The organism is Marinobacterium rhizophilum (assembly GCF_024397915.1).
Taxonomy (GTDB): Bacteria; Pseudomonadota; Gammaproteobacteria; order Pseudomonadales; family Balneatricaceae; genus Marinobacterium_A; species Marinobacterium_A rhizophilum_A.
Map to the genome: position 1 here is coordinate 908,829 of NZ_CP073347.1, position 19,386 is coordinate 928,214.

General features: G+C 60.9%; 16 protein-coding genes. 3 read left to right on the forward strand and 13 right to left on the reverse strand.

Annotated features, from left to right (window positions below):
• Positions 1–83: 83 nt before the first annotated feature.
• Positions 84–323: a thioredoxin family protein gene (locus tag KDW95_RS03960; protein ID WP_255854971.1), complete on the reverse strand. Its 240-nt coding sequence runs from the start codon at positions 321–323 to the stop codon at positions 84–86.
• A gap of 283 nt (positions 324–606) precedes the next feature.
• Between KDW95_RS03960 and KDW95_RS03965 the strand changes: the two genes are divergently transcribed.
• Both KDW95_RS03965 and KDW95_RS03970 read left to right on the forward strand, forming a co-directional pair.
• Positions 607–1,659: an AraC family transcriptional regulator gene (locus KDW95_RS03965; protein WP_255854972.1), complete on the forward strand. Its 1,053-nt coding sequence runs from the start codon at positions 607–609 to the stop codon at positions 1,657–1,659.
• Between the two features lie 149 nt (positions 1,660–1,808).
• Entirely contained in the window at positions 1,809–2,714 is a 906-nt protein-coding gene (locus tag KDW95_RS03970; RefSeq protein WP_255854973.1) for a hypothetical protein, read from the forward strand.
• Here KDW95_RS03970 and KDW95_RS03975 read toward each other — a convergent pair.
• The 7 genes from KDW95_RS03975 to KDW95_RS04005 all read right to left on the reverse strand — a co-directional run bounded on the left by KDW95_RS03975 (position 2,711) and on the right by KDW95_RS04005 (position 10,768).
• Entirely contained in the window at positions 2,711–3,691 is a 981-nt protein-coding gene (locus KDW95_RS03975; RefSeq protein WP_255854974.1) for an ABC transporter substrate-binding protein, read from the reverse strand. The genes KDW95_RS03970 and KDW95_RS03975 overlap by 4 nt on opposite strands.
• A gap of 154 nt (positions 3,692–3,845) precedes the next feature.
• The gene (locus tag KDW95_RS03980) at positions 3,846–4,274 is read right to left on the reverse strand and encodes a VOC family protein (RefSeq protein WP_255854975.1); all 429 of its coding nucleotides are present in this window, start codon (positions 4,272–4,274) and stop codon (positions 3,846–3,848) included.
• A 73-nt stretch (positions 4,275–4,347) separates the two neighbouring features.
• On the reverse strand, positions 4,348–5,145 hold the full coding sequence (locus tag KDW95_RS03985) for an ATP-binding cassette domain-containing protein (protein WP_255854976.1): 798 nt from the start codon (positions 5,143–5,145) through the stop codon (positions 4,348–4,350).
• Positions 5,146–5,148: 3 nt separating this feature from the next.
• Positions 5,149–6,222, reverse strand: a complete 1,074-nt coding sequence (locus KDW95_RS03990; RefSeq protein ID WP_255854977.1) for an ABC transporter permease — start codon at positions 6,220–6,222, stop codon at positions 5,149–5,151.
• A 105-nt stretch (positions 6,223–6,327) separates the two neighbouring features.
• Positions 6,328–7,341: a sugar ABC transporter substrate-binding protein gene (locus KDW95_RS03995; protein ID WP_255854978.1), complete on the reverse strand. Its 1,014-nt coding sequence runs from the start codon at positions 7,339–7,341 to the stop codon at positions 6,328–6,330.
• A gap of 193 nt (positions 7,342–7,534) precedes the next feature.
• Positions 7,535–10,036, reverse strand: coding sequence for a PAS-domain containing protein (locus KDW95_RS04000; protein WP_255854979.1), 2,502 nt, complete (start codon positions 10,034–10,036; stop codon positions 7,535–7,537).
• Between the two features lie 3 nt (positions 10,037–10,039).
• Positions 10,040–10,768 carry a response regulator gene (locus KDW95_RS04005; RefSeq protein ID WP_255854980.1) on the reverse strand — a complete coding sequence of 243 codons (729 nt, stop codon included), beginning with the start codon at positions 10,766–10,768 and terminating at the stop codon, positions 10,040–10,042.
• Between the two features lie 480 nt (positions 10,769–11,248).
• Between KDW95_RS04005 and KDW95_RS04010 the strand changes: the two genes are divergently transcribed.
• Entirely contained in the window at positions 11,249–12,196 is a 948-nt protein-coding gene (locus KDW95_RS04010; protein ID WP_255854981.1) for a carbohydrate kinase family protein, read from the forward strand.
• 193 nt (positions 12,197–12,389) lie between these two features.
• On the opposite strand, the gene KDW95_RS04015 is transcribed toward KDW95_RS04010, so the two are convergent.
• The 5 genes from KDW95_RS04015 to zwf form a co-directional block, all read right to left on the reverse strand.
• The gene (locus KDW95_RS04015; protein WP_255854982.1) at positions 12,390–15,212 is read right to left on the reverse strand and encodes an EAL domain-containing protein; all 2,823 of its coding nucleotides are present in this window, start codon (positions 15,210–15,212) and stop codon (positions 12,390–12,392) included.
• A 21-nt stretch (positions 15,213–15,233) separates the two neighbouring features.
• Positions 15,234–16,235, reverse strand: coding sequence for an ABC transporter substrate-binding protein (locus tag KDW95_RS04020; RefSeq protein ID WP_255854983.1), 1,002 nt, complete (start codon positions 16,233–16,235; stop codon positions 15,234–15,236).
• Positions 16,236–16,503: 268 nt separating this feature from the next.
• Positions 16,504–17,151 carry a bifunctional 4-hydroxy-2-oxoglutarate aldolase/2-dehydro-3-deoxy-phosphogluconate aldolase gene (locus KDW95_RS04025; RefSeq protein ID WP_255854984.1) on the reverse strand — a complete coding sequence of 216 codons (648 nt, stop codon included), beginning with the start codon at positions 17,149–17,151 and terminating at the stop codon, positions 16,504–16,506.
• A gap of 40 nt (positions 17,152–17,191) precedes the next feature.
• A complete protein-coding gene (gene pgl, locus KDW95_RS04030) occupies positions 17,192–17,908 on the reverse strand; it encodes a 6-phosphogluconolactonase (RefSeq protein ID WP_255854985.1) in 717 nt (238 codons plus the stop codon).
• A complete protein-coding gene (zwf, locus tag KDW95_RS04035) occupies positions 17,895–19,364 on the reverse strand; it encodes a glucose-6-phosphate dehydrogenase (protein WP_255854987.1) in 1,470 nt (489 codons plus the stop codon). The genes pgl and zwf overlap by 14 nt, the downstream gene beginning before the upstream one ends.
• Positions 19,365–19,386 lie beyond the last annotated feature (22 nt).

The following is a 19,386-nucleotide window of genomic DNA, read 5'->3' on the forward strand; positions in this document are numbered from 1 at the left end:
GCGTAATCAGGTAAAGAGGCGGCGCGCCTCTTGAGTCGACCCGGTGACGGCACGCAGTGAGGTCATTGCCAGTTGTCGACAGGCTAGTGACGCAGCTTGAGCTGGTGAAAGTAGTCCCGCATTTCGCGGTCGCTCGGCGGGTGTCTGAACGCGAGCTCGCCGTCAATCAGGATGGCGGGGGAGTGGCGGATATTGTAGCGGGCGATCAGGTCGGGATGATCTTCAAGGTAGTCCACCTGATAGCCGACGCCGAGTTCGCGAAATTCGCGCTCGATATTGGCCGCCGAAAAATCCTCACGGGTTACCAGCAACTGAATTCTCATGGCATTGACTCCCCAGGGTGGCAGTTTGTGGCACTGGCCTGCAATCGCACCGGCTTTTCGGGCCACCACTTTACGGTAGATTCCCGAATGTCCGGTCGGTTCGACCGCGATTGGCTGTTACGCAGCACAGTGAAGCCTGGCGCGCCGCGGCTTTCGTTGTTGCGCGTGCTGGCGTGCGGGCCACGGGTAGGGCAGTCCCGAGGTTGCAGCAACCGCAGGTTGTGCCCGCTGAGGCACACGGGTAGTATTTTCAGTCAGTTACAGGGTTTTGGTACTCCCCGCTATGTCCCGATCCGATGCCGTTTCCATCGATTATGTCGAAAGCTTGCTGATGCATGCCGAGCAGAAAGGCTATGACGTCAATTCGCTGTTAAGATCCATTGGCCTGTCCCGGGCGGACATAGAAGGGCGCGAGGAATTCCCGGCCGAGCAGTTCGGCCAGCTCTACCAGCGCATGATGTGGCTGGTGCAGGATGAATCCTTTGGCATGCTCAGCGGCGGGCGCATGCCCAACGGCACCTTTCGCATGATGTGCTTCAGTGTCATTACCTGCGCAACGCTGGGGGATGCGATACGCCGCTGCAGCCAGTTCTACGAAATATGCAAGGGGCCGACGGTCAAGCCCCATATTGACATCGAGGGCGAGCATGCGGTTTTTCGGTATGTGGCCCTCAATTCCCTGCCCGCGGATACGGTGAAGCGCCTTGTCTCCAACGAGACACCGGCCCTGATTCGCTCCTCGCTGTCGATCTGGCATCATTTCATGAGCTGGATGGTGGGCTATCGTTTGCCGCTGGAAAAAGCAGGTTTTACCTTCGCTCCCCAGCCTAACCTCAATGATTATAAAAACCTTTTTCAATGTGAACTGGAGTTTAACGGGCCCGAAAACTGTCTTGTATTTCCCGCCGCGCAGCTGGATATGCCGATGATGCAAAATGCCGAAACCCTGCGCAGTTTTTTGCGCACGGCGCCGTACCAGCTGATGGTCATGGTTAACGGTGACCGCTCGGTCAGTGCCCAGGTACGGGGCCTTATCGGACGGGACTTCAGTCGGCAGCCGCCGACCATCATCGAGGCGGCGAGTGCGCTGAACATGTCATCCAGAACCCTGCGTCGCCAGCTCGAACGTGAAGGTACAACCTATCAGGCACTCAAGGACCAGAGTCGCTTCGCGGCGGCACAGGAATACCTGAATTACCCCGATATCAGCGTGCAGGAAGTGGCGTCCATGCTGGGCTTTACCGAGCCCAGCGCTTTCGTGCGTGCGTTCCGCAAGTGGAGCGGAACGACGCCGGCGTCCTATCGCCAGGTGCATCGCGCCGAGATTGCAGGCTGAACCTTCAGATGTACCGCGCACTGTAAATACCCCAGGCCCTGAACCGGCCATGGCGGGCCCCGTCTGGCTATACTCTGTGCAGTTTTGACCGTTCTGGCCCGGGCTGTGGTGCCGGCTGAGGAAGCTCCTGTTTCACAGAGGGATCTGTCATGTCTTGCAGGGTTGCACTGTCGTTGTTGCTGTTGTCGTTTTTATTCGCGCCCGGCGGGCAGGCCGCCCAGCGGGTGGCGATCGTCGACCGCTTCTTTCCCGCCTTGAGCGCGTCGGCACAGGAGCAGGACTTGCAGCGCTGGATGTACGGGATGCTGGACCTGGATGGCGATCAGATAAAGGAGCCCTATTACCATGGTGACCTGGTACGCCTGATTGCCGCTCATCCCGATCTGTCCTTTTTCCTCTATCCCATTGCCAGTGACCGGCCGCCGCTGGAGTCCATTGTGCTGAACCTGCGTGAAATACGGGCCCGGCTCGAGCGTCAGCCGGTGGATGCGGTGTTGCTGTCCTGGGAATCCTCCACCCTGATCAGTGCCTTCGAGGTGCCGCTGTACCGGTCCCGGGCCGCGCACTACCTGACGCAGCTGGAAGAATGGAATGAGTCGGGTGGTAACTGGGCGTCAACGGTGGCGATCATCCGGGAGCTGGAAGCCCTGGCCGATGCCGGAGTGACCGTTGTCACCATCGCGGGCAACGGTGGCCGTGGCATGGTGAATACCTTTTCCTTTGCCCGCGGTGTGATTACCGTTGGCGCCATCGAGCCTGAGCTCGCGAACTTTGTCAGTGACAACGCGCTGGTGGATCGCCGCGAACCGGCGGCCTACTTTGCCAGGCTGCTAAGCACGCCGGATGGAGTCCCCCTGGGTTACGACCTCGATGGGGATCTGTGCCCGGATATCCAGCTGCATACCCTTAGCAGCTATGCGAGCGCCCGGGACGGTTTCCCGGTCAATCCCTGGCCGCCGCTTAAGGGCTCCTCCTTTGCAGCGCCCGCTGCCCTGAAAAAAATCCTGCTTGCAGAGCATGCGGGTCCCGTCTGTGAGCCTGGCGCCCGGGATTAAGGCGTTACCACCCTGCTGGCGCCCAGGCTGTTCCAGCCGCGGTAATCCTGCACGTTGTCCCTCGTCAAGAGCTCGGGCCTGATCAGGATGCGCTGCTTATCGAGGGTTTCGCCTCGCAGTAATTGCAGCCCGGTATCGATAGCGCGTTCGGCGATACGCCCGGGAAACTGGGCGGCGGTGGCTTCAAGCAGGCTGGCGGGGTTGCTCAGCTGCTCGAGGGCGGCGGGGCTGCCATCAATGCTGACGATCACAAAGTTGCTGCGCCCGGCCTGGTGTGCCGCCTGTTCGGCGCCCAGTGCCGACGGGTCGTTGATGGTGAAAACGCCCTGGATATCGGGGTGGGCGGTCATCAGGGCGGTCATTTTCTCGAGTCCGCCTTCGCGGGCGCCACCGCCATTCTGGCTGTCGGACAGCAGTTCGATACCGGTAAAGTCCGCCAGGGCGGCGCGACAGCCCTGTACCCGCTCAATCACCGACGACACCGCCGGACCATTAATGATCACGACCTTGCCGCTGCCCCCGATGCGCCGGGCCAGGAAATCGCAGGCGAGCGTTCCGGCCACCCGGTTATCCGTGGTGATGGTGGCCTCGGCGCCGGCGGCCTCGACATCCACTGCAATCACGTGGATTCCGGCGTTACGGGCGCGCTGTACGGCCGGGGCAATGCCGTCGCGATCCGCGGCGGAGAGCAGAATAAGCTGTACAGCGTCACTGATAAAGGCGTCGATCTGGCGAATCTGGCGCGGCAGGTCATAGGCACTGGAGACCACCTGCACCCGTACCTGGTCACCGCCCAGTTCGCGGGCCCTGCGTTCGGCGCCCCGGGCGATCTCGACAAAATAGGGGTTGCCCAGATCCGACACCGAGACACCGATGGAATTCAGCACGGCGGACGCCGGCGCAGGGGGTGCCTGGGCCTGTGCGGCGGGACTTGCCAGCAGGGCTGCGAGCATCGCCAGTGGCTTGAGGGCGAACATGGCGATCTCCTTTAATGATGGTGGTCGGTGGACTGCAGTGACTCAATGACCATTTGCGGGCCAGGGGCACAGCGACATTTAACCATTGTCGGGATACAAAGCGTAGCGCTTCAGTGGCCAAAAGGGGCTTTCAGGCGTTGACGCTGCTGCGGGCTCAGGCCGCGAGGATCTGGTTGAACTCGAGCTTTTCACCGCCTGGGCCACGAATCGAGAAGTAGCGGCAGCCGTTGCGCCAGAACGGCAGGCTGATGGGCGCGTCCTGCAGGGTTTCAAAGCCGGCGGCGCGAATATCGGCAAAGGCCTGGTCGATGTCGGATACCGAAAAGGCGATATGATCGATGTGACCATCATGACGGCTGCCAATTTCGGCGCGCTCGTCGCCGGGCAGCAGGTACAGCTCGATAACCAGGTTGGCGCGCTGCACCATCACGGCCGTTACCGGGCCGTTGGTATCCTCAAAGGTCTTTTCCATCACACACTGGAAACCCAGCCGGGCATAGAAGGCGCGGGAGGCGTCGAGGTCCGTGACCGGCACGCCCAGGTGCTGAATGCCAAGGAAGTTGTTGTCGAGCAGCGTGGTCATGCTTGGGGTGTCCTGACAGTGACAAGTACACAGATACGAAAAAGGCGCGGCCTTGCGGCCGCACCAAACCGGTTCAGGCGGCGTAGGCGCCGGCTGGATGATCTTCGGGGTTGAGGGCGCCGGTCATGATGGCCACCGCTTCGGACATGGTATGGGTATCGGGTTTTACCACGGCGATGCGCTTGCCCAGCCGATGGATGTGAATGCGGTCGGCCACTTCAAACACGTGGGGCATGTTGTGGCTGATCAGGATCACCGGCAGGCCCTTGGCGCGTACGTCATTGATCAGGTTCAGGACCCGGCGCGATTCCTTCACACCCAGTGCCGCAGTGGGTTCGTCCATGATGACCACGTGGCGGGCGAAGGCCGCCGCACGGGCCACGGCGACGCCCTGGCGCTGGCCGCCGGACAGGGTCTCCACCGCCTGGCCAATGTTCTGGATGGTCAGCAGGCCGAGTTCCGACAGCTTGGCCTTGGCATCATCGTGCATGCCTTTCTTGTCGAGCATGCGAAACAGCGAGCCCAGAATGCCGGGACGGCGACGCTCACGGCCCAGGAACATGTTGTCGGCGATGTCCAGCGAGGGCGACACTGCCAGGTTCTGGTAGACGGTTTCGATACCCAGCGCCCGTGCGTCCATCGGGTTCTTGAAGTGGATGGGCTTGCCGTCGAGCAGGATCTCGCCGGCATCGGGCACCAGGGCGCCGGACAGCGCCTTGATCAGGGAGGATTTGCCGGCACCGTTGTCGCCGATCACCGCCAGCACTTCGCCGGCATAGAGTTCGAACTCGGTGTGATCGATGGCGGTGACATGGCCGTAGCGCTTTACCAGCCCGCGGGCCTGGAGGACGATTTTCTTGTCACTAGTCATGATTTATACCTTCCGGATCCATTGATCGACGCCAACGGCGACAATAATCAGTGCGCCAACGGTAAACTCCTGCCAGAGCACATCAACACCGGCGAGCGCCAGGCCGTTACGGAATACACCCACCACCAGGGCGCCCATCAGGGTGCCGAAGATCGAGCCGCGACCGCCAAACAGGCTGGTGCCACCGATCACCACGGCGGTGATGCTGTCCAGGTTCGCCATCATGCCGGCCTGCGGGCTGACGGAGCCGATGCGGCCGATCAGTACCCAGGCGGCCACGGCGCAGAGTACACCCGCCACCACATACACGGACATGAGTACGCGCTCGGTGCGAATACCGGCCAGTCGCGCCGAAGCGGGGTCATCGCCGGTGGCATAGACATGCTTGCCCCAGGCGGTCCATTTCAGGGCGTACCAGATCACGACGAACAGGGCCAGCATCAGCAGTGAACCGTAGGTCAGGCGGGCGCCGAAGATGTCGATGGCGTTACCGGTCCAGTGCAGCAGCGGTGCCACGGCATCGATTTCCTGGGAGCGAATGGTCTCGCTGCGCGAATACCACAGGTTCAGGGCGAAGAAGATATTCCAGGTCCCCAGGGTGACGATAAACGGCGGCAGGCGGAAGCGGGTGACCAGCAGGCCGTTGATCCAGCCGGTAACAGCACCGGCAATCAGGCCGATACTCAGCGCCATGCCCGACGGCATGCCCAGGTCGACAGCCATGCGGCCCATGATGACGGAGGTTAACACCATCACGGCACCCACGGAGAGGTCGATGCCGGCGGTCAGGATAATGAGGGTCTGGGCGATGCCCAGCACACCGATGATCGTCACTTGCTGCAGAATCAGCGACAGGTTAAAGGGATGTAAAAAGCGCTCGCCAATCACAAAGCTGAACAGGGCGATGGCGGTCAGCAGCACGATGGTGGGTGCGGCTACGGGGTACTTGTGAAAAAACTGGTGAAGCTTCTCGCCGAGCGAGACCTGTGCGCCTTCAAAGGTCGCAAAGTCACCGCCAGCCGCGTTGGCGATCTTTTCGTGATCGGCTGTCTGCACCTTGGCATTCTGCGTGGTCATAACACACACCTGCTGTTGTGGGTCACAAGGAGTCGGGCAGCGAAGTTGCCCGGCCTGAAGAGGATATGGAGGGTCCGCCTGAGGCTATGCCCCAGGCGGCGCGGTTTAGCCCCAGCACAGCTCCAGGCCCTGGGCCGAAGTCCTGGATTCGATACCCTCGACAGGTGTGTCGGTAATCAGCTCGACGCCGGTATTGACGAAGTCCAGACCCTCGGATGCCTGTGGCCGGGTGCCGGTCTTGGCAAACTCCATGATGGCGTCAACACCCATGGAGGCCATCAGCAACGGAAACTGCATCGAAGTGGCGCCGATGACGCCGTCCCTGACGTTGCTCACACCCGGGCAGCCACCGTCAACCGATACGATCAGGGCATCGGTCTTGCCGACGGCCTTGAGCGCTTCATAGGCACCGGCGGCGGCCGGTTCGTTGATGGTGTACACAACGTTGATACCCGGCTCTTTTTGCAGCAGGTTTTCCATCGCGGTGCGGCCGCCTTCTTCGGCGCCCTGGGTGACTTCGTTGCCAACGATACGCGGATCGGTTTCATCACCGATGTCGTTGGGGTCATTCAGTTCGATACCGAACCCCTGCAGGAAACCCTGGTCGCGGGCAACATCCACGGTGATCTCGCTGCTGTTCAGATCCAGCATGGCGATCTTGGCGGTCGCTGCCTTGTCGCCGAGCTGTGCTTTGGCCCATTCGCCGATCAGAACGCCGGCCTTGAAGTTGTCGGTCGCAAAGGTGGCATCTGCAGCACTGGCCGGTGACAGGGGGGTGTCCAGGGCGATGACCAGCAGACCGGCTTCGCGGGCCTGTTCAACCGCGGGCACGATGGCGGCAGGGTCGCTCGGGGTCAGCAGGATGCCCTTGGCGCCGGCGGCAATCAGGTTCTCGATGGCCTGCACCTGGGACTCGTTGTCACCGTCAAATTTTCCGGAGAACGAACGCAGCTCGATACCCATGGACTCGGCCTTCTGTTCTGCGCCCTGGCGCATTTTCACGAAGAAGGGGTTGGTATTGGTTTTGGTGATCAGCCCGACGATCGGGGCCTCTGCTGCCAGTGCCAGAGGGGAGGCGAAAGCCATTGCCAGGGCCAGTGCGCTCAGTTGTTTTTTCATGGTGAAGCTCCAATTGTTTTTGTTGTGGTGCCGTACTCGGTAGGGTCATTAGAGTGCGGCAGCATGAACCGCGAATTTCGCCCGCAGGCACAGCGGTTAACAATTGAAACAAAGCGTTGAAAAACTACAGAGATTGCTGGAAACACCCGTAATACGGACATTCTGGGCTGAAATAAAAAGTGGACCTGTGTACTCAGGAGGCCAGAGCGGTTCGAATTGAGGCGGCGAGGGAGTCCAGCCGGTAGGGTTTGGCAATAAAGCGGTCGTCAGGCGCCAGGCCGTAACGGCTGCTCAGCTGCTCGCGCGGCAGGCCGGAGGCCAGCAAGCAGGGCAGGTCGGGCCAGCGCTGCTGCAGTTGCTGGCGCAGCTGGATGCCGGTATCACCCGTGCCCAGGTTGATGTCACTCAACACCAGCTGTGGCAGCGGGTTGGCGCTGAGCCAGGCCAGGGCGTCTGCTGCGCTGCGACAGCTCAGCGGCTCGTATCCCAGCAGCGCCAGCATGTCCTCCACCGCTTCGAGTACCAGTGGATCGTCTTCCACCAGCAGAATGCATTCACCCTCGCCCGGTGACAGCGGCTGGCTCGGGGACTGCGGCCTTTCCGGGCGTGCCGTGCTGCGATGGTGGGGCAGGCTGATGGTGATGCAGGTGCCTTGCGCTGGTGTGCTTTCGATATGAATATCGCCGCCGGATTGCTTCACGAAGCCATAGACCATGCTGAGACCCAGGCCGCTGCCCTGACCGACGTCCTTGGTGGTGAAAAACGGATCGAAGACGCGCTCGAGCAAGTCTTCGGGAATGCCGTTACCGGTGTCACGCACATCAATTTCGACCCGTGGGTCACCCGAGCTATCTGTACGCAGGCGGGTACTGAAACAAAGACTGCCGCCATCGGGCATGGCGGCACTGCTGTTGAGTGCCAGGTTGAGCAGGGCATTTTCCAGCTGGCCGGGGTCAACATGGATCCAGTCATCACCGGCATCGAGGTGGGTCTGGATATCGATATGGGGACCGACACTGTATTCGATCAGGTCCAGCATGCCCTCGACCAGCACATTGAGCTGTTGCAGTTCGGGGTGCAGCTGCTGCTTGCGGGAGAATGCCAGCAGGCGCTGGACCAGGCCGGCACCGCGTTCGGCCGCCGCCAGGGCGCGCAGGCTGTAACGGCTGACTTTTTCACTCAGGCCCGGTTGCTGTTCCAGCAACTGCAGGTTACCAATCACCGCCGCAAGCAGGTTGTTGAAATCGTGGGAAATACCGCCGGTCAGCTGGCCCAGAACTTCCATTTTCTGTGCCTGGCGCAGCTGGGACTCGATAGCCTTGCGGTCGGTCAGGTCACTGTAGAGGGTAACGAAACCACCGTCGGGCATCGGCTGGCTACGAAACTCGATGACGCGGCCGTCCTGGTAGTAGCGTTCAAAGCGAATGGGCTGCTCGGGCCGCTGCAGGTTGGTGCGGGTCATGTCCAGCGGGCGGTTGTCCAGCGTGCGGTTGCTGTGGGCGTTGCGCGCCATCAGGTTCTGTACATGGTCCAGTGACAGGCCGTTGCGAATCTGGGATTCGGGCAGGCCGAAAATGCTGAGATAGCGCGGATTCCAGGCGATCAGGCGCTGCTGGCGATCGAATACACTCAGGCCATCGTTAATATTGTCGAACACGGTTTGCAGCAGGCGCTGCTGTTTTTGCAGGTTTTCCGCCATCGACTGCAGCTCGCGGCTGTTCTCGCGAAAGACGTTAAAGGCGCGGGCCAGGCTGCCGATTTCGTCGCGCCGCTGTACCGCCGGTGTTGCCTGCTCGGTGACGCCGGACGCCAGGCGGGTCATCAGGCGAGTCACGGCCTTGAGGTTGTGGGTCATGGTGAGCACCAGGGTGGCACCGGCCAGCAGTGCCAGCAGGGCCACCAGGCTGATTGATAAAATGCGTACCTTGCCCTGGTCGATGGTTGCGGCGAGCGCGCCGTGCTGGCGTTCAAAGCGGTTCTGCAGGCTGTCGACAAAGGCCTTGACCTCGGTGGACAGCTGTTCAGAAATGGCACGCACCGCCGCCAGCAGATAGGCCTGGCGCTGCTTGACGTCAAGCTGCTGACGGCGCAAATCGAATATAGGGCGGGCGCGGTCATGCAGGGGCCTGTTCGTGGCGACGCCGGCATCGAAACGTTGCTCAAGCAAGGCAAGCTCGCGGCTGGAGGCCGACGCCGCGGCAATAAGCTGGTCGATGATCTGGCTGTCGCTGTCGCCCTGGGGGCCGCTGCCGGGGTTGTCGAACTGCTGTAGCTCATAGAGCAGTTGACGCAGATCCTCACGCTGGAACAGTTCCTGTTGCGTCAGAAATATGAGCTCATCCAGGGTGGCATAGAGTTTTTCCAGCAGGCTGCGCAGGGCCGGTGCCGAGGTCAGGTGGCGAATGCGTCCGGCCAGGTTTTTAAGCTGCTCCACGCGCTGCTGCAGTTGCTGGCGGTCATGCTGGAGCTGGAAGGGGGCCGACGCTTCGGCGACGAAGGGGGCAAGGGAGGCGAGACTCGCGGTGCGCTCGGCCAGCTCCAGGGAGTGGGAAATATCGGGCAGGATCTCTTCACGCAGGCGCTCCAGCGACTCCCCGGTATCGCTCAGGCCTCGCCAGCCCACGATGGCCAGGGCCAGCGCCGCCAGCGCAATGCAGGCAAAGGCAACAAGAAGCCGGGCACGGGCACTGTGCATGGCTTAAAGTCGACTGACCTGGGCGTGGAAACAATACCCCAGGCCGCGCTCGGTGCGAATGTAGCGGGGCTGGCGGGGGTTGGGTTCGAGCTTGCGCCGCAGGCGCAGAATCAGTACATCGATGGTGCGATCAAAGACTTCGCTGTCGCCGCTGCGGGTCATTTCCAGCAGCTGGTCCCGGGTAAGAATGCGGTTCGGTGCCTTGATCAGGGCTTCCAGCAGGTTGAATTCGCCGTAGGTCAATTCCACGTTCTGGCCACCGGCCCGCTGCAACTGGCGGGCGGTCAGGTCCAGGACCCAGTCGCCGAAGGCCAGGCGCTGGTGACTGTGCAGGTCCTCGGGCTTGGCCAGGGCGCCTGCAGAGCGGCGCAGCAGGGCGCGCACCCGGGCCAGCAGCTCGCGCACATTAAAGGGCTTCATCAAGAAGTCGTCGGCGGCCAGTTCCAGCCCCAGTATGCGATCGGTCTCGTCGCCCTTGCCGGTCAGCATCATGATGGGAATGCCGGATTCGGCCCTCAGGCCACGCGCCAGCTGCATGCCGTCTTCCCCCCTGAGGCGCAGATCCAGAATGACCAGGGAAAAGGCGGATTGTGCCAGTGCCTGCTGCATTTCAGCGCCGTTGGTGACCGCCAGGGCGTCGAAGCCGTTGTCGTCCAGCAGGTCCTGCAGCAGATCCCGCATGTCGGCCTCGTCATCGACGATAAGAATTTTCTGGCGTACTGTTTCCGTCATAGATCCCTGTCCGTTAGTCTGTTGCGTTGTTGTGATACCACAGAATAGGCCAGATCGTATTTCAAATGTTTCAATCGGGGCCAGGCCGCGGCAGGCTCCATTGCGGTGCGTCGGCTTTCAGAGCATTGCCTGATGCCCGTGCGTGGCTGGACTCCAGCGAGTCCGAGGCTCTGCGTTGTTTCTGCTCGGGCTGCGGTATCATGCAGCTGTGATCGGGCATCCTGCCGTCGAGCCAGGGGTTATTTGTGTTGATAATTTACGTAAATATTTATTCATTCCGGCTCGATTAAGCGTTACAATCGGTTAGTTTTCGGATGGAAAGGGTCCGGCTTGTCCCGACGAAATCGGCTTCATTTCGGGGCACGGTGAGACAGCGCGCAAGGGGTTCAGTCGCCGAGCCGGGTCTTCCCTGTCGTTATGCCAGCGTATTGCTGACGCTATCCATTTTTTCAGTCATTTATCTTGAACACAGGGGGCAATATGTCCGTTAAAGTCATCGCATTCGGTGAAGCCCTGATTGATATGCTTGCCAAGCCAGGGCAGGCAGGGCCCGCCAGTTTCGTGGCGCACCCGGGCGGCGCGCCGGCCAACGTGGCTGTCGGTGTGGCCAAACTGGGCGGCAATGCCAGCTTTCTGGGGCAGGTGGGGCAGGACATGTTCGGTGACACCCTGGTGCAGACCATGCAGCAGTTTGGCGTCGATACCAGCCAGTTTGTGCAAACAGCCGCGGCCATGACCGCGCTGGCCTTTGTCAGCCTTGATGCCGAGGGCGAGCGCAGTTTCGCTTTTTACCGCGATCGCAGCGCCGATCTGCTTTACCGGGCCGAGCAGTGTCCCCAGGACTTTTTGCAGGATGCACTGTTCCATAGCTGCTCCAATACGCTGACAGAAGCCGCCATCCGCGAACAGCACCTGGTGCTGATGCAGCGCGCCCATGACAGCGGTGCAGTCGTGAGCTTCGATGTGAACTATCGCCATAACCTCTGGGCCGAGGGCGTTGATGCGCGGGAACCGATCTGGCAGGCAATGCTGGCGTCGGATCTGGTGAAAATCAGCCGTGAAGAGCTCGAAGCGCTCTATGGCAAGGATCCGTCCCTGGTGGCCAAACTGCTGGACGGCGGCGTTACCCTGTTGCTGATTACCGATGGCGGCGAGCCGATGGAAGCCCACTGGGCCGGCGGTTCGCTGCGGTTGAACCCGCCCGCGACCCAGGTGCTGGACAGCACAGCGGCCGGCGATTCCTTTGTTGCCGGACTGCTGTACCAGCTGTCGACGCAGTCTGTTGGCGCGGCCAAATTCGGCGATTGGGTGCGCGAGGAGACCAGCCTGCGATCGGCGCTGGAATTCGCCAGCCGCTGTGGCGCCCTGACCGTATCGCGTTATGGTGCCTTCGAGGCGCTGCCAGTAGGATCCGAACTCGGACTCTGAGGCGCCCGCTATCGAATACAAGGTGATATGTTAAAACGGCAGGGGTGATCCCTGCCGTTTTCGTATGCTTGGACGTCTTCCGTCATTCTGCGAGTGCATGGGCAGTTTTTTGCTCCTTGCAAAAACTGCATTCGGGCCAGCCATGGCCGTTATACACAGACGCAGGGTTTTGTGCGCACAGCAGCGTCCCGGGTCAGGCGTTGGCGGTGTTCGTGTCCTGGCTTTGCTTGCGGCGCGAGAGCGCGGCGGTGATGACGTTGCCCGGCTGCGGACAACTGAACAGAAAGCCCTGGGCTTCAGTGCAGCCGGCGTGGCGCAAGAAGTCGGCCTGAGCCTGATGTTCTACCCCCTGGGCGCAGATTTTCACACTCAGGCTGTTGCCCAGCGCGATGGCCGCGCAGGAAACACTCTGGCTGTCCTTGTCACCGGGCAGCGCATTAACGACGGGCTGATGCAGCTTGAGGCGTGTCACGTGCATGCGGTTCAGGCAGGAGAGGGACGAGTGGCTGCTGCCAAAGTTATCGACGGCCAGCTCGAACCCCATCGCCCCCAGCTTTTCAAGCAGCTCAATGGCATGCTTCGTCTGCAGCAGGTTTCTTTCACTCACTTCGATTTCAAACCAGTGTGCCTGGCAGCCGTGTTTTTCCAGCCTCTGCGCCAGCCAGTCGATCTGGCTGCTGCTGATCTGGCGCGCCGCAAGGTTGAGGGCCACGACGCCAGGGTCATAGCCCAGGTCGTGCCATTGCCGTACCTGCTGCATGACCTTGTCGATAATGCAGTTGCCAATGCCAACGATCAGTTCACCGCCTTCTGCGGCGGGCAGAAACTTTGCAGCGTCCATAATGCCGTGTACCGGGTGTTGCCAGCGTGCCAGTGCTTCCAGGCCAATGGGGGTGAGGCTGGCGAGATCGAAACGGGTCTGGTAGAAGGCGCAAAACTCGTCGTTTTCGATCGCCCGGCGCAACTCGGCTGCCAGGGATAGATGTGCAAGTGCGCGGTGGGTGAGCTGGCGAGAGTAGAGCCGGAACAGGTTCTTGCCGTCTTCTTTGGCGCGGTACATGGCTGCATCGGCGTTTCTGATCAGGCTTTCGGTGTCCGCCCCGTCCTGGGGATACAGGCTGATGCCGATACTGGTGGTCAGCGTCAGCGCGTGGCTGTCCAGTTGGTAGGGGGCCCTGACACTCTCGATGAACTTTTGCGCCAGCATGGCGGCGTCGTCGCTGTGCAGCAGCGGGGACATGATAACGGTGAATTCGTCGCCCCCGATGCGTGCCAGGGTGTCGCTGGCACGCACGCAACTACTGAGGCGCCGGCTCATTTCCTGCAGTACCTGATCCCCCGCCTGGTGTCCCAGGTTGTCGTTGATTTCCTTGAAGCGGTCCAGGTCGATAAACAGCAGCGCAAAGGATTTCCGTTCGCGCTCGGCCTGCCGTCGCACCTGTTCGAGGCGATCCCGGAACAGGGTGCGGTTGGGCAGGCCGGTCAGCTGGTCATGGTGTGCCAGTTGTTGCAGTCGCGATTGCTCCTGGTGCAGCTGTGCGAGCAGGCGGGTGTTTTCACTGATATCGCGGTAGATTTCGATGACCCCGTTGAGGGTGCCATCCGGCAGCCTTAGGGGGGTGGCTTCCAGTTCGATATGGCAGGTATTGTCGTTGGCATCGATATAGCTGCAGATTTCGGTTTCCCGGGCGCTGCCGCGCAGCAAGCGCTGGGCCGGTCCTGTGTCGCGACTCAGCAGGGTGTCAGGGTACTGCGGCCGGTTGCAGGGATGACTGGCTTCGCTGTCACGGGCTGCGCGGTTGAGCAGGCGAATATTGAATTTGACATCCCGTACCACCATGGCGTCGTGCACGCTATCGACCACGTTCTGCAAAAAGGCGCGGGCTTCGCGCAACCGCTGCTCTTCCAGCACCCGGCCGGTGATGTCGTGGGAAACGGTAATAATGCTGATGATCTGGCCGTGCGGGTCGACAAAGGGCACGGCATAGGTTTGCAGCCAGACCGCATTTTCACCACTGTCGCTGTGCAGACGGTATTGCAGGTTCTTGCTGTGACCGGCATAGACGGCCTTGACCAGGTTGGTGAAGACGGTTCGGTCGTCCCGGGCTACAAAGCGGTCACAGAATGACTGCTGCAGTGCCTGATCGACCGGGCACCGTAATATTCGGGCACCGGCATTGTTGATGCTCAGAATGGTGCTTTCCCTGTCCAGGGTGATGACCCCGGCGGGTTCCGCCTCTATCAGGGTGCGCAGGTATTCCTGCTGGTTTTTCAGCCGGGCGGTGTGGCGCTGCACTTCTTCATTGAGCTGATCTACTGAATAGGTGGTGGTGCGAAGGCGCTTCAGCATGCTGTCAAAGCCGCGGGCAAGCTCGCCCAGCTCGTCATTGCGCTGATCGCTGATTGACAGGAACAGGTTGCCGCCGGCCACCTGCTGCAATTGCACGCGCATGCGGTCAATCCGGCTTTTGAGGCTGCGTGCAACCTGGAACGCGATTAATGTCAGCACCAGTGACAGTGCAATCATCAACCCCTGGGAGATCAGGCGCCCCCGCTTTGTGGTATCAAGAATGCGCTGTTGCGCCTGCGTGGCCAGTGGCACGGTGTCTTCGGCCATTTCCTGCAGGCTGGCATAGATGCGGTAGGTCAGCTGAATCTGACCCGGGCTGTCGTGACTCTGAATGCCAAGTAACGGTGACAGTGCTTGCAGGGTCTCGTTTTGCCGGCTGATGTTATAAATAAAGCGGTCGGCATCAATGGCATTGTTTTGCAGGGTAGTCGTGAGCTGCTCGCGGGCCAGTTTCCAGTCGTTCAGGGCATTGCTGTCGGGAAAGGACAGGTAGAGCCCAAACCGGGTATTCAGGCGGGTGACCGCGCGCTGTACGGCTTCGGCATACTGCAGCTGTGTCATGGCTTCGTCGAGCCGGGCTGAACTCCAGCTGCTGACAAACCAGCCGGCAAGTGCAACGGCGGCCGAAAAGGTCGACAGCAACAATAATCGGGTTCCGACTTTCATGTTCGATCCCTGTGGGTGAGCTTACAGATCCTGCGCGTCAGGGTTCATCTGGCGCAAGAAACGATTATCCAGCACGTTGCGGTAATCCGGCAGTGGCTGGGGCTCTATCGCGCCGCTCAGCTGGGCCCAGCGGGCGGCGTTGTCCAGAGAAATGAGCAATGACTGCCCCAGCCCCAGGCGAAAATTATAGTCAGGCCAGACCCATTCAATGAACTCGGGCTCCAGCGACAAGCGTCGCTGCATGATGGCCTTGGCGCCGGCCGGGTCGCGTTGAATGAAATCGGCGGCCTGGTCAAGTGCGCGCAGTGTCGCGAGCACCGCCTGGGGTTGTGTTTCCAGTGTTTGTTTTTGTGCCAGCAAGTTGAAGCTGGTTGTGTGCAGACCCTTGGTGGGAAGCAAGACGGCTTGTTCGCCCAGGGCTTTCATAACCTGATAGCCGTAAGGCTCCCAGAGAGACAGCGCCTGAATGTCGGTGTTGGCCTGCAATTGCTGGGACATCTGCTCGGGAGTGGTTTCTTGCATTTGCAGCGAGCGGGTATCGATGCCGTGCATCAGTGCCACGCTGTGCAGGAAGTATTCGCTGGACGAGCGGCGGGTGACGGCGATACGGGCATCGGTCAGGTCGTAGGCGCTGCGCAGGTCGCTGTCCGTCGTGGTAATGAGCTTGATGTCATTGTCGGATGAAACAAAGGAGGCGATAACCGAGAAGGTAGAGTTTTCAAAACTCTGGAACATGATCACCGATTCCGAGCTGGTGGCCAGATCTGCCTCGCCCTTCGCCATCATGGTGTAACTGCGGTGGCCACCAATGACTTCGCGCAGCTCAATATCCACGCCCTGGCTGCGAAAGAAGCCCTTCTGTGCGGCGACATAGATGGGTGCCGATAAGGGGGTTCGGGATACTGCGATGGATAGGCGTGGCAACTCTACCGAGCGGGACAAGAACCCCAGGGAAAGAACGAGGCTGAACAGGCTCAAAGCGAGCAGGCCTGCAGCAACGGGAGACCAGTTACTTTTGATCATTACGTGGTGACATCCTGTTCCCACGGTTAATGTAAGATTCTAGCGTTCTATGCTTCAGCGCAATGGGGCGATACTGCCTTGAATCGCCCTATTGCGTGTTTTAACAGCATCACGCAAGCATAGTGTATCGGCCGGTGCTTGGGTAGTGGGGTGGCCGTGATGGGATGACCTGCTCGCAAGCCGAGTATATAAACGACAAGGGCGCTGCGCAGGATGCGCGGCGCCCTTGTTGGGGGTGTAGCTCGGCGGTAAAGCTGAAATATTGCCCTTAGCCACGCAGACGGTTGACGGTGTCCCTGGCGATATCACGAATACCTTTCCAGTCGCCCTTGGCAACCAGGTCAGCCGGCGTCAGCCAGGACCCGCCCACGCACATGACGTTGCTCAGGGCGAGAAACTCCGGCGCCGTTTCCAGTCGGATGCCGCCGGTGGGGCAAAAGCGTACATCCGGGAAGGGGCCGGAATAGGCTTTCAGCGCCGGAGTGCCGCCGGCCACGGTGGCGGGGAAAAACTTGAAGCGCTGGTAGCCGCGCTGCAGGCCTTCCATCATTTCCGATACGGTCTGGATGCCGGGCAGCAGCGGGATGGTGCTGTTAACGCCCTTGTCCAGCAGTTCGCAGGTGGAGCCCGGTGTGACGATAAAGGAGGCGCCGGCGTCGCAGGCCGCCTGGTACTGCGCCGGGGTGGCAATGGTGCCGGCACCGACCCTGGCTTCGGGCAGGCGCTCAGCCAGCAGCTGGATGGAGGCCAGCGCGGCTTCCGTGCGCAGGGTGATTTCCAGTACCGGCAGGCCACCTTCGATCAGGGCTTCGGCAATGGGCAGTGCCTCTTCAACGGAGTTGAAGGTCAGCACCGGGATAACCGGCGCCAGCGCGCAGATGGCATCAATCTGTTCGGTGATTTTTGAAGAAAGCATCGTGTGAGTCATCATTGATCCTGTATTTCGGCGACTGGTCTCAAGGGCTCCAGTAAATGGTCAGGGGCTGGCGCAGGAATAACCGTATCGGCATGATGCGGATGTCGTCGTCCAGTAAAGCGTGCTGCAAGGTTTCGAGCTTGTCGGTCCCTTTCAGGTGGAGAATGCGTTCACGGCTGGCCAGCAGGCGCCTGGCGCTCAGTGTCATGCGGGCGTGGGGCGCGCTGGTGGGCACCACAGCGGCGCAGGCTTGCTCGGTGACCAATGCGTGCTCAAGCTCACTGGCACAGGGAAACAGCGAGGCCGTGTGACCGTCGTTGCCCATGCCAAGCACGACCATGTCAAGCAGGTCAGGCAGTGCGGCCAGGCGCCCGGCACAGTCGGCTACGGCCTCCTGGGCGGTTTTCCCGGCCTGCCACAGACTGATAAAGCGCGCCTGCTGAGCCTCGTGCTGCAGCAGGTGCTGCTTGATCAGTCCGGCATTGCTGTCGGCCTGATCGGTCGCCAGCCAGCGGTCATCCGCCAGGGTGACACTGATCGAACTCCAGGGCAGCGCAGTTTTACTCAGGCGCTGAAACAGCGGTATGGGGGTGCGGCCACCGGACAGGGCGATGGCGGCCTCACCGCGGGCGTCGACTGCCTGGGCAAGGCCTTGGCGGATATGCTCGGCCAGTGCCTGGGTCGCTTGCTCCGGCGTGTCGAAACGCAGCAGTGTTACCTGTTGCGGCAGCAGGCTGGCGATATCACTTTTGTTCATGCCACTTCCTGCCATCGTCGTTCATCATGGAATAGGCCGCTTCCGGGCCCCAGCTGCCGGCGGCATAGGGCAGTGGATCGCCCTTGTCGCTCCAGTTTGCCAGTATCTGGTCGCACCAGGTCCAGGCGTGCTCAATTTCATCGCGGCGTACGAACAGGTACTGATTGCCCTGGACAACTTCCAGCAGCAGGCGCTCGTAGGCGTCGGGCACACGGTCCATGTCGAAGGCCTTGGCAAAGCTGACCTGCAGGGGTGCCTGGCGCAGCTGCATGCCCTTGCCCAGCCCCTGGTCCTTGGTGGCAATGTGCAGTGAAATGCCCTCATCCGGCTGCAGTTTGATCGTCAGCAGGTTTTCCGCCAGAGCGCGCTGCTCGGGATCGAAGATGTAATGGGGCTGCTGCTTGAAGTGTATGGTGATCTGCGAAAGCTTTTCCGGCAGGCGCTTGCCGGTACGCAGGTAGAAGGGTACGCCGGCCCAGCGCCAGTTGCGCACTTCGGCCTTGATGGCCACGAAGGATTCGGTGTTGCTGCGGGTATTGGCGTCCGGTTCCTCAAGGTAGCCGGGCACCGCCTTGCCTTCCACCTCACCTGCGGTGTACTGGCCGCGAATAACGTGGCTATCGCGGATATCGTCGGTGATGGGGCGCAGGTTGCGCAGCACCTTCACTTTTTCATCGCGGATGGCGTCGGCGGTCAGGTCAGAGGGGGGGTCCATCGCCACGAGGCACAACAGCTGCAGCAGGTGGTTTTGCACCATGTCCCGCAGCTGGCCGTACTTGTCGAAATAGCCCCAGCGGCCTTCGATGCCGACCTTCTCGGCTACCGTGATTTCGACATGGGAAATGTGATTCTGATTCCACTGGGTGCCGAACAGGTTGTTGGCAAAGCGCAGCGCAATCAGGTTCTGCACGGTTTCCTTGCCCAGGTAATGGTCGATACGATAGATCTGGGATTCGGCAAAATATTCGGCGACATCGGCATTGACCTGGTGCGAAGACGCAAGGCTGTGGCCGATGGGCTTTTCCAGTACGACGCGACAGTCGCTGTCCAGGCAGCCGCTGGCATGCAGGTTCTTGCTGATCATGCCGTAGATGGAGGCGGCGGTGGAGTAGTAAAACACCCGGGCGCGGCCGGTCTTTTCATCCAGCAGGCTTTTAAGGCTGTTATAGCCTTGCGCCGCACCAAAATCGAAGTTGAGAAACTGCAGCTTGGCGAGGAAGGCTGCAACCGTCTTGGTATCCAGATCCTGCTCGGATACAAAGCGACGCAGGTTTTCTTCGCTGGTGGCTTCGCTGGCCGCAGGCTCCGAGCCGCGGGCCAGTCCGATGATGCGGGTTTCGGCCGGCAGCAACCCGGCGCGGTCGAGCTGATAGAGGGCAGGCAGCAGCTTGCGCTGGGTCAGGTCCCCCAGGGCGCCAAAGAAGAGGATGTCGCAGGGAGTGTCGGTGATTGACATGTGTCTCGACCTGTATGTAGTT

Coding starts and splice junctions, on each gene's coding strand:
- KDW95_RS03965 (WP_255854972.1), top strand. CDS start 607: ATGTCCCGATCCGATGCCGTTTCCATCGATTATGTCGAAAGCTTGCTG.
- KDW95_RS03980 (WP_255854975.1), bottom strand. CDS start 4,274: ATGACCACGCTGCTCGACAACAACTTCCTTGGCATTCAGCACCTGGGC.
- KDW95_RS03975 (WP_255854974.1), bottom strand. CDS start 3,691: ATGTTCGCCCTCAAGCCACTGGCGATGCTCGCAGCCCTGCTGGCAAGT.
- pgl (WP_255854985.1), bottom strand. CDS start 17,908: ATGAACAAAAGTGATATCGCCAGCCTGCTGCCGCAACAGGTAACACTG.
- KDW95_RS03985 (WP_255854976.1), bottom strand. CDS start 5,145: ATGACTAGTGACAAGAAAATCGTCCTCCAGGCCCGCGGGCTGGTAAAG.
- KDW95_RS04025 (WP_255854984.1), bottom strand. CDS start 17,151: ATGCTTTCTTCAAAAATCACCGAACAGATTGATGCCATCTGCGCGCTG.
- KDW95_RS03995 (WP_255854978.1), bottom strand. CDS start 7,341: ATGAAAAAACAACTGAGCGCACTGGCCCTGGCAATGGCTTTCGCCTCC.
- KDW95_RS04010 (WP_255854981.1), top strand. CDS start 11,249: ATGTCCGTTAAAGTCATCGCATTCGGTGAAGCCCTGATTGATATGCTT.
- KDW95_RS04015 (WP_255854982.1), bottom strand. CDS start 15,212: ATGAAAGTCGGAACCCGATTATTGTTGCTGTCGACCTTTTCGGCCGCC.
- KDW95_RS04000 (WP_255854979.1), bottom strand. CDS start 10,036: ATGCACAGTGCCCGTGCCCGGCTTCTTGTTGCCTTTGCCTGCATTGCG.
- KDW95_RS03990 (WP_255854977.1), bottom strand. CDS start 6,222: ATGACCACGCAGAATGCCAAGGTGCAGACAGCCGATCACGAAAAGATC.
- KDW95_RS04020 (WP_255854983.1), bottom strand. CDS start 16,235: ATGATCAAAAGTAACTGGTCTCCCGTTGCTGCAGGCCTGCTCGCTTTG.
- KDW95_RS03960 (WP_255854971.1), bottom strand. CDS start 323: ATGAGAATTCAGTTGCTGGTAACCCGTGAGGATTTTTCGGCGGCCAAT.
- KDW95_RS04005 (WP_255854980.1), bottom strand. CDS start 10,768: ATGACGGAAACAGTACGCCAGAAAATTCTTATCGTCGATGACGAGGCC.
- KDW95_RS03970 (WP_255854973.1), top strand. CDS start 1,809: ATGTCTTGCAGGGTTGCACTGTCGTTGTTGCTGTTGTCGTTTTTATTC.
- zwf (WP_255854987.1), bottom strand. CDS start 19,364: ATGTCAATCACCGACACTCCCTGCGACATCCTCTTCTTTGGCGCCCTG.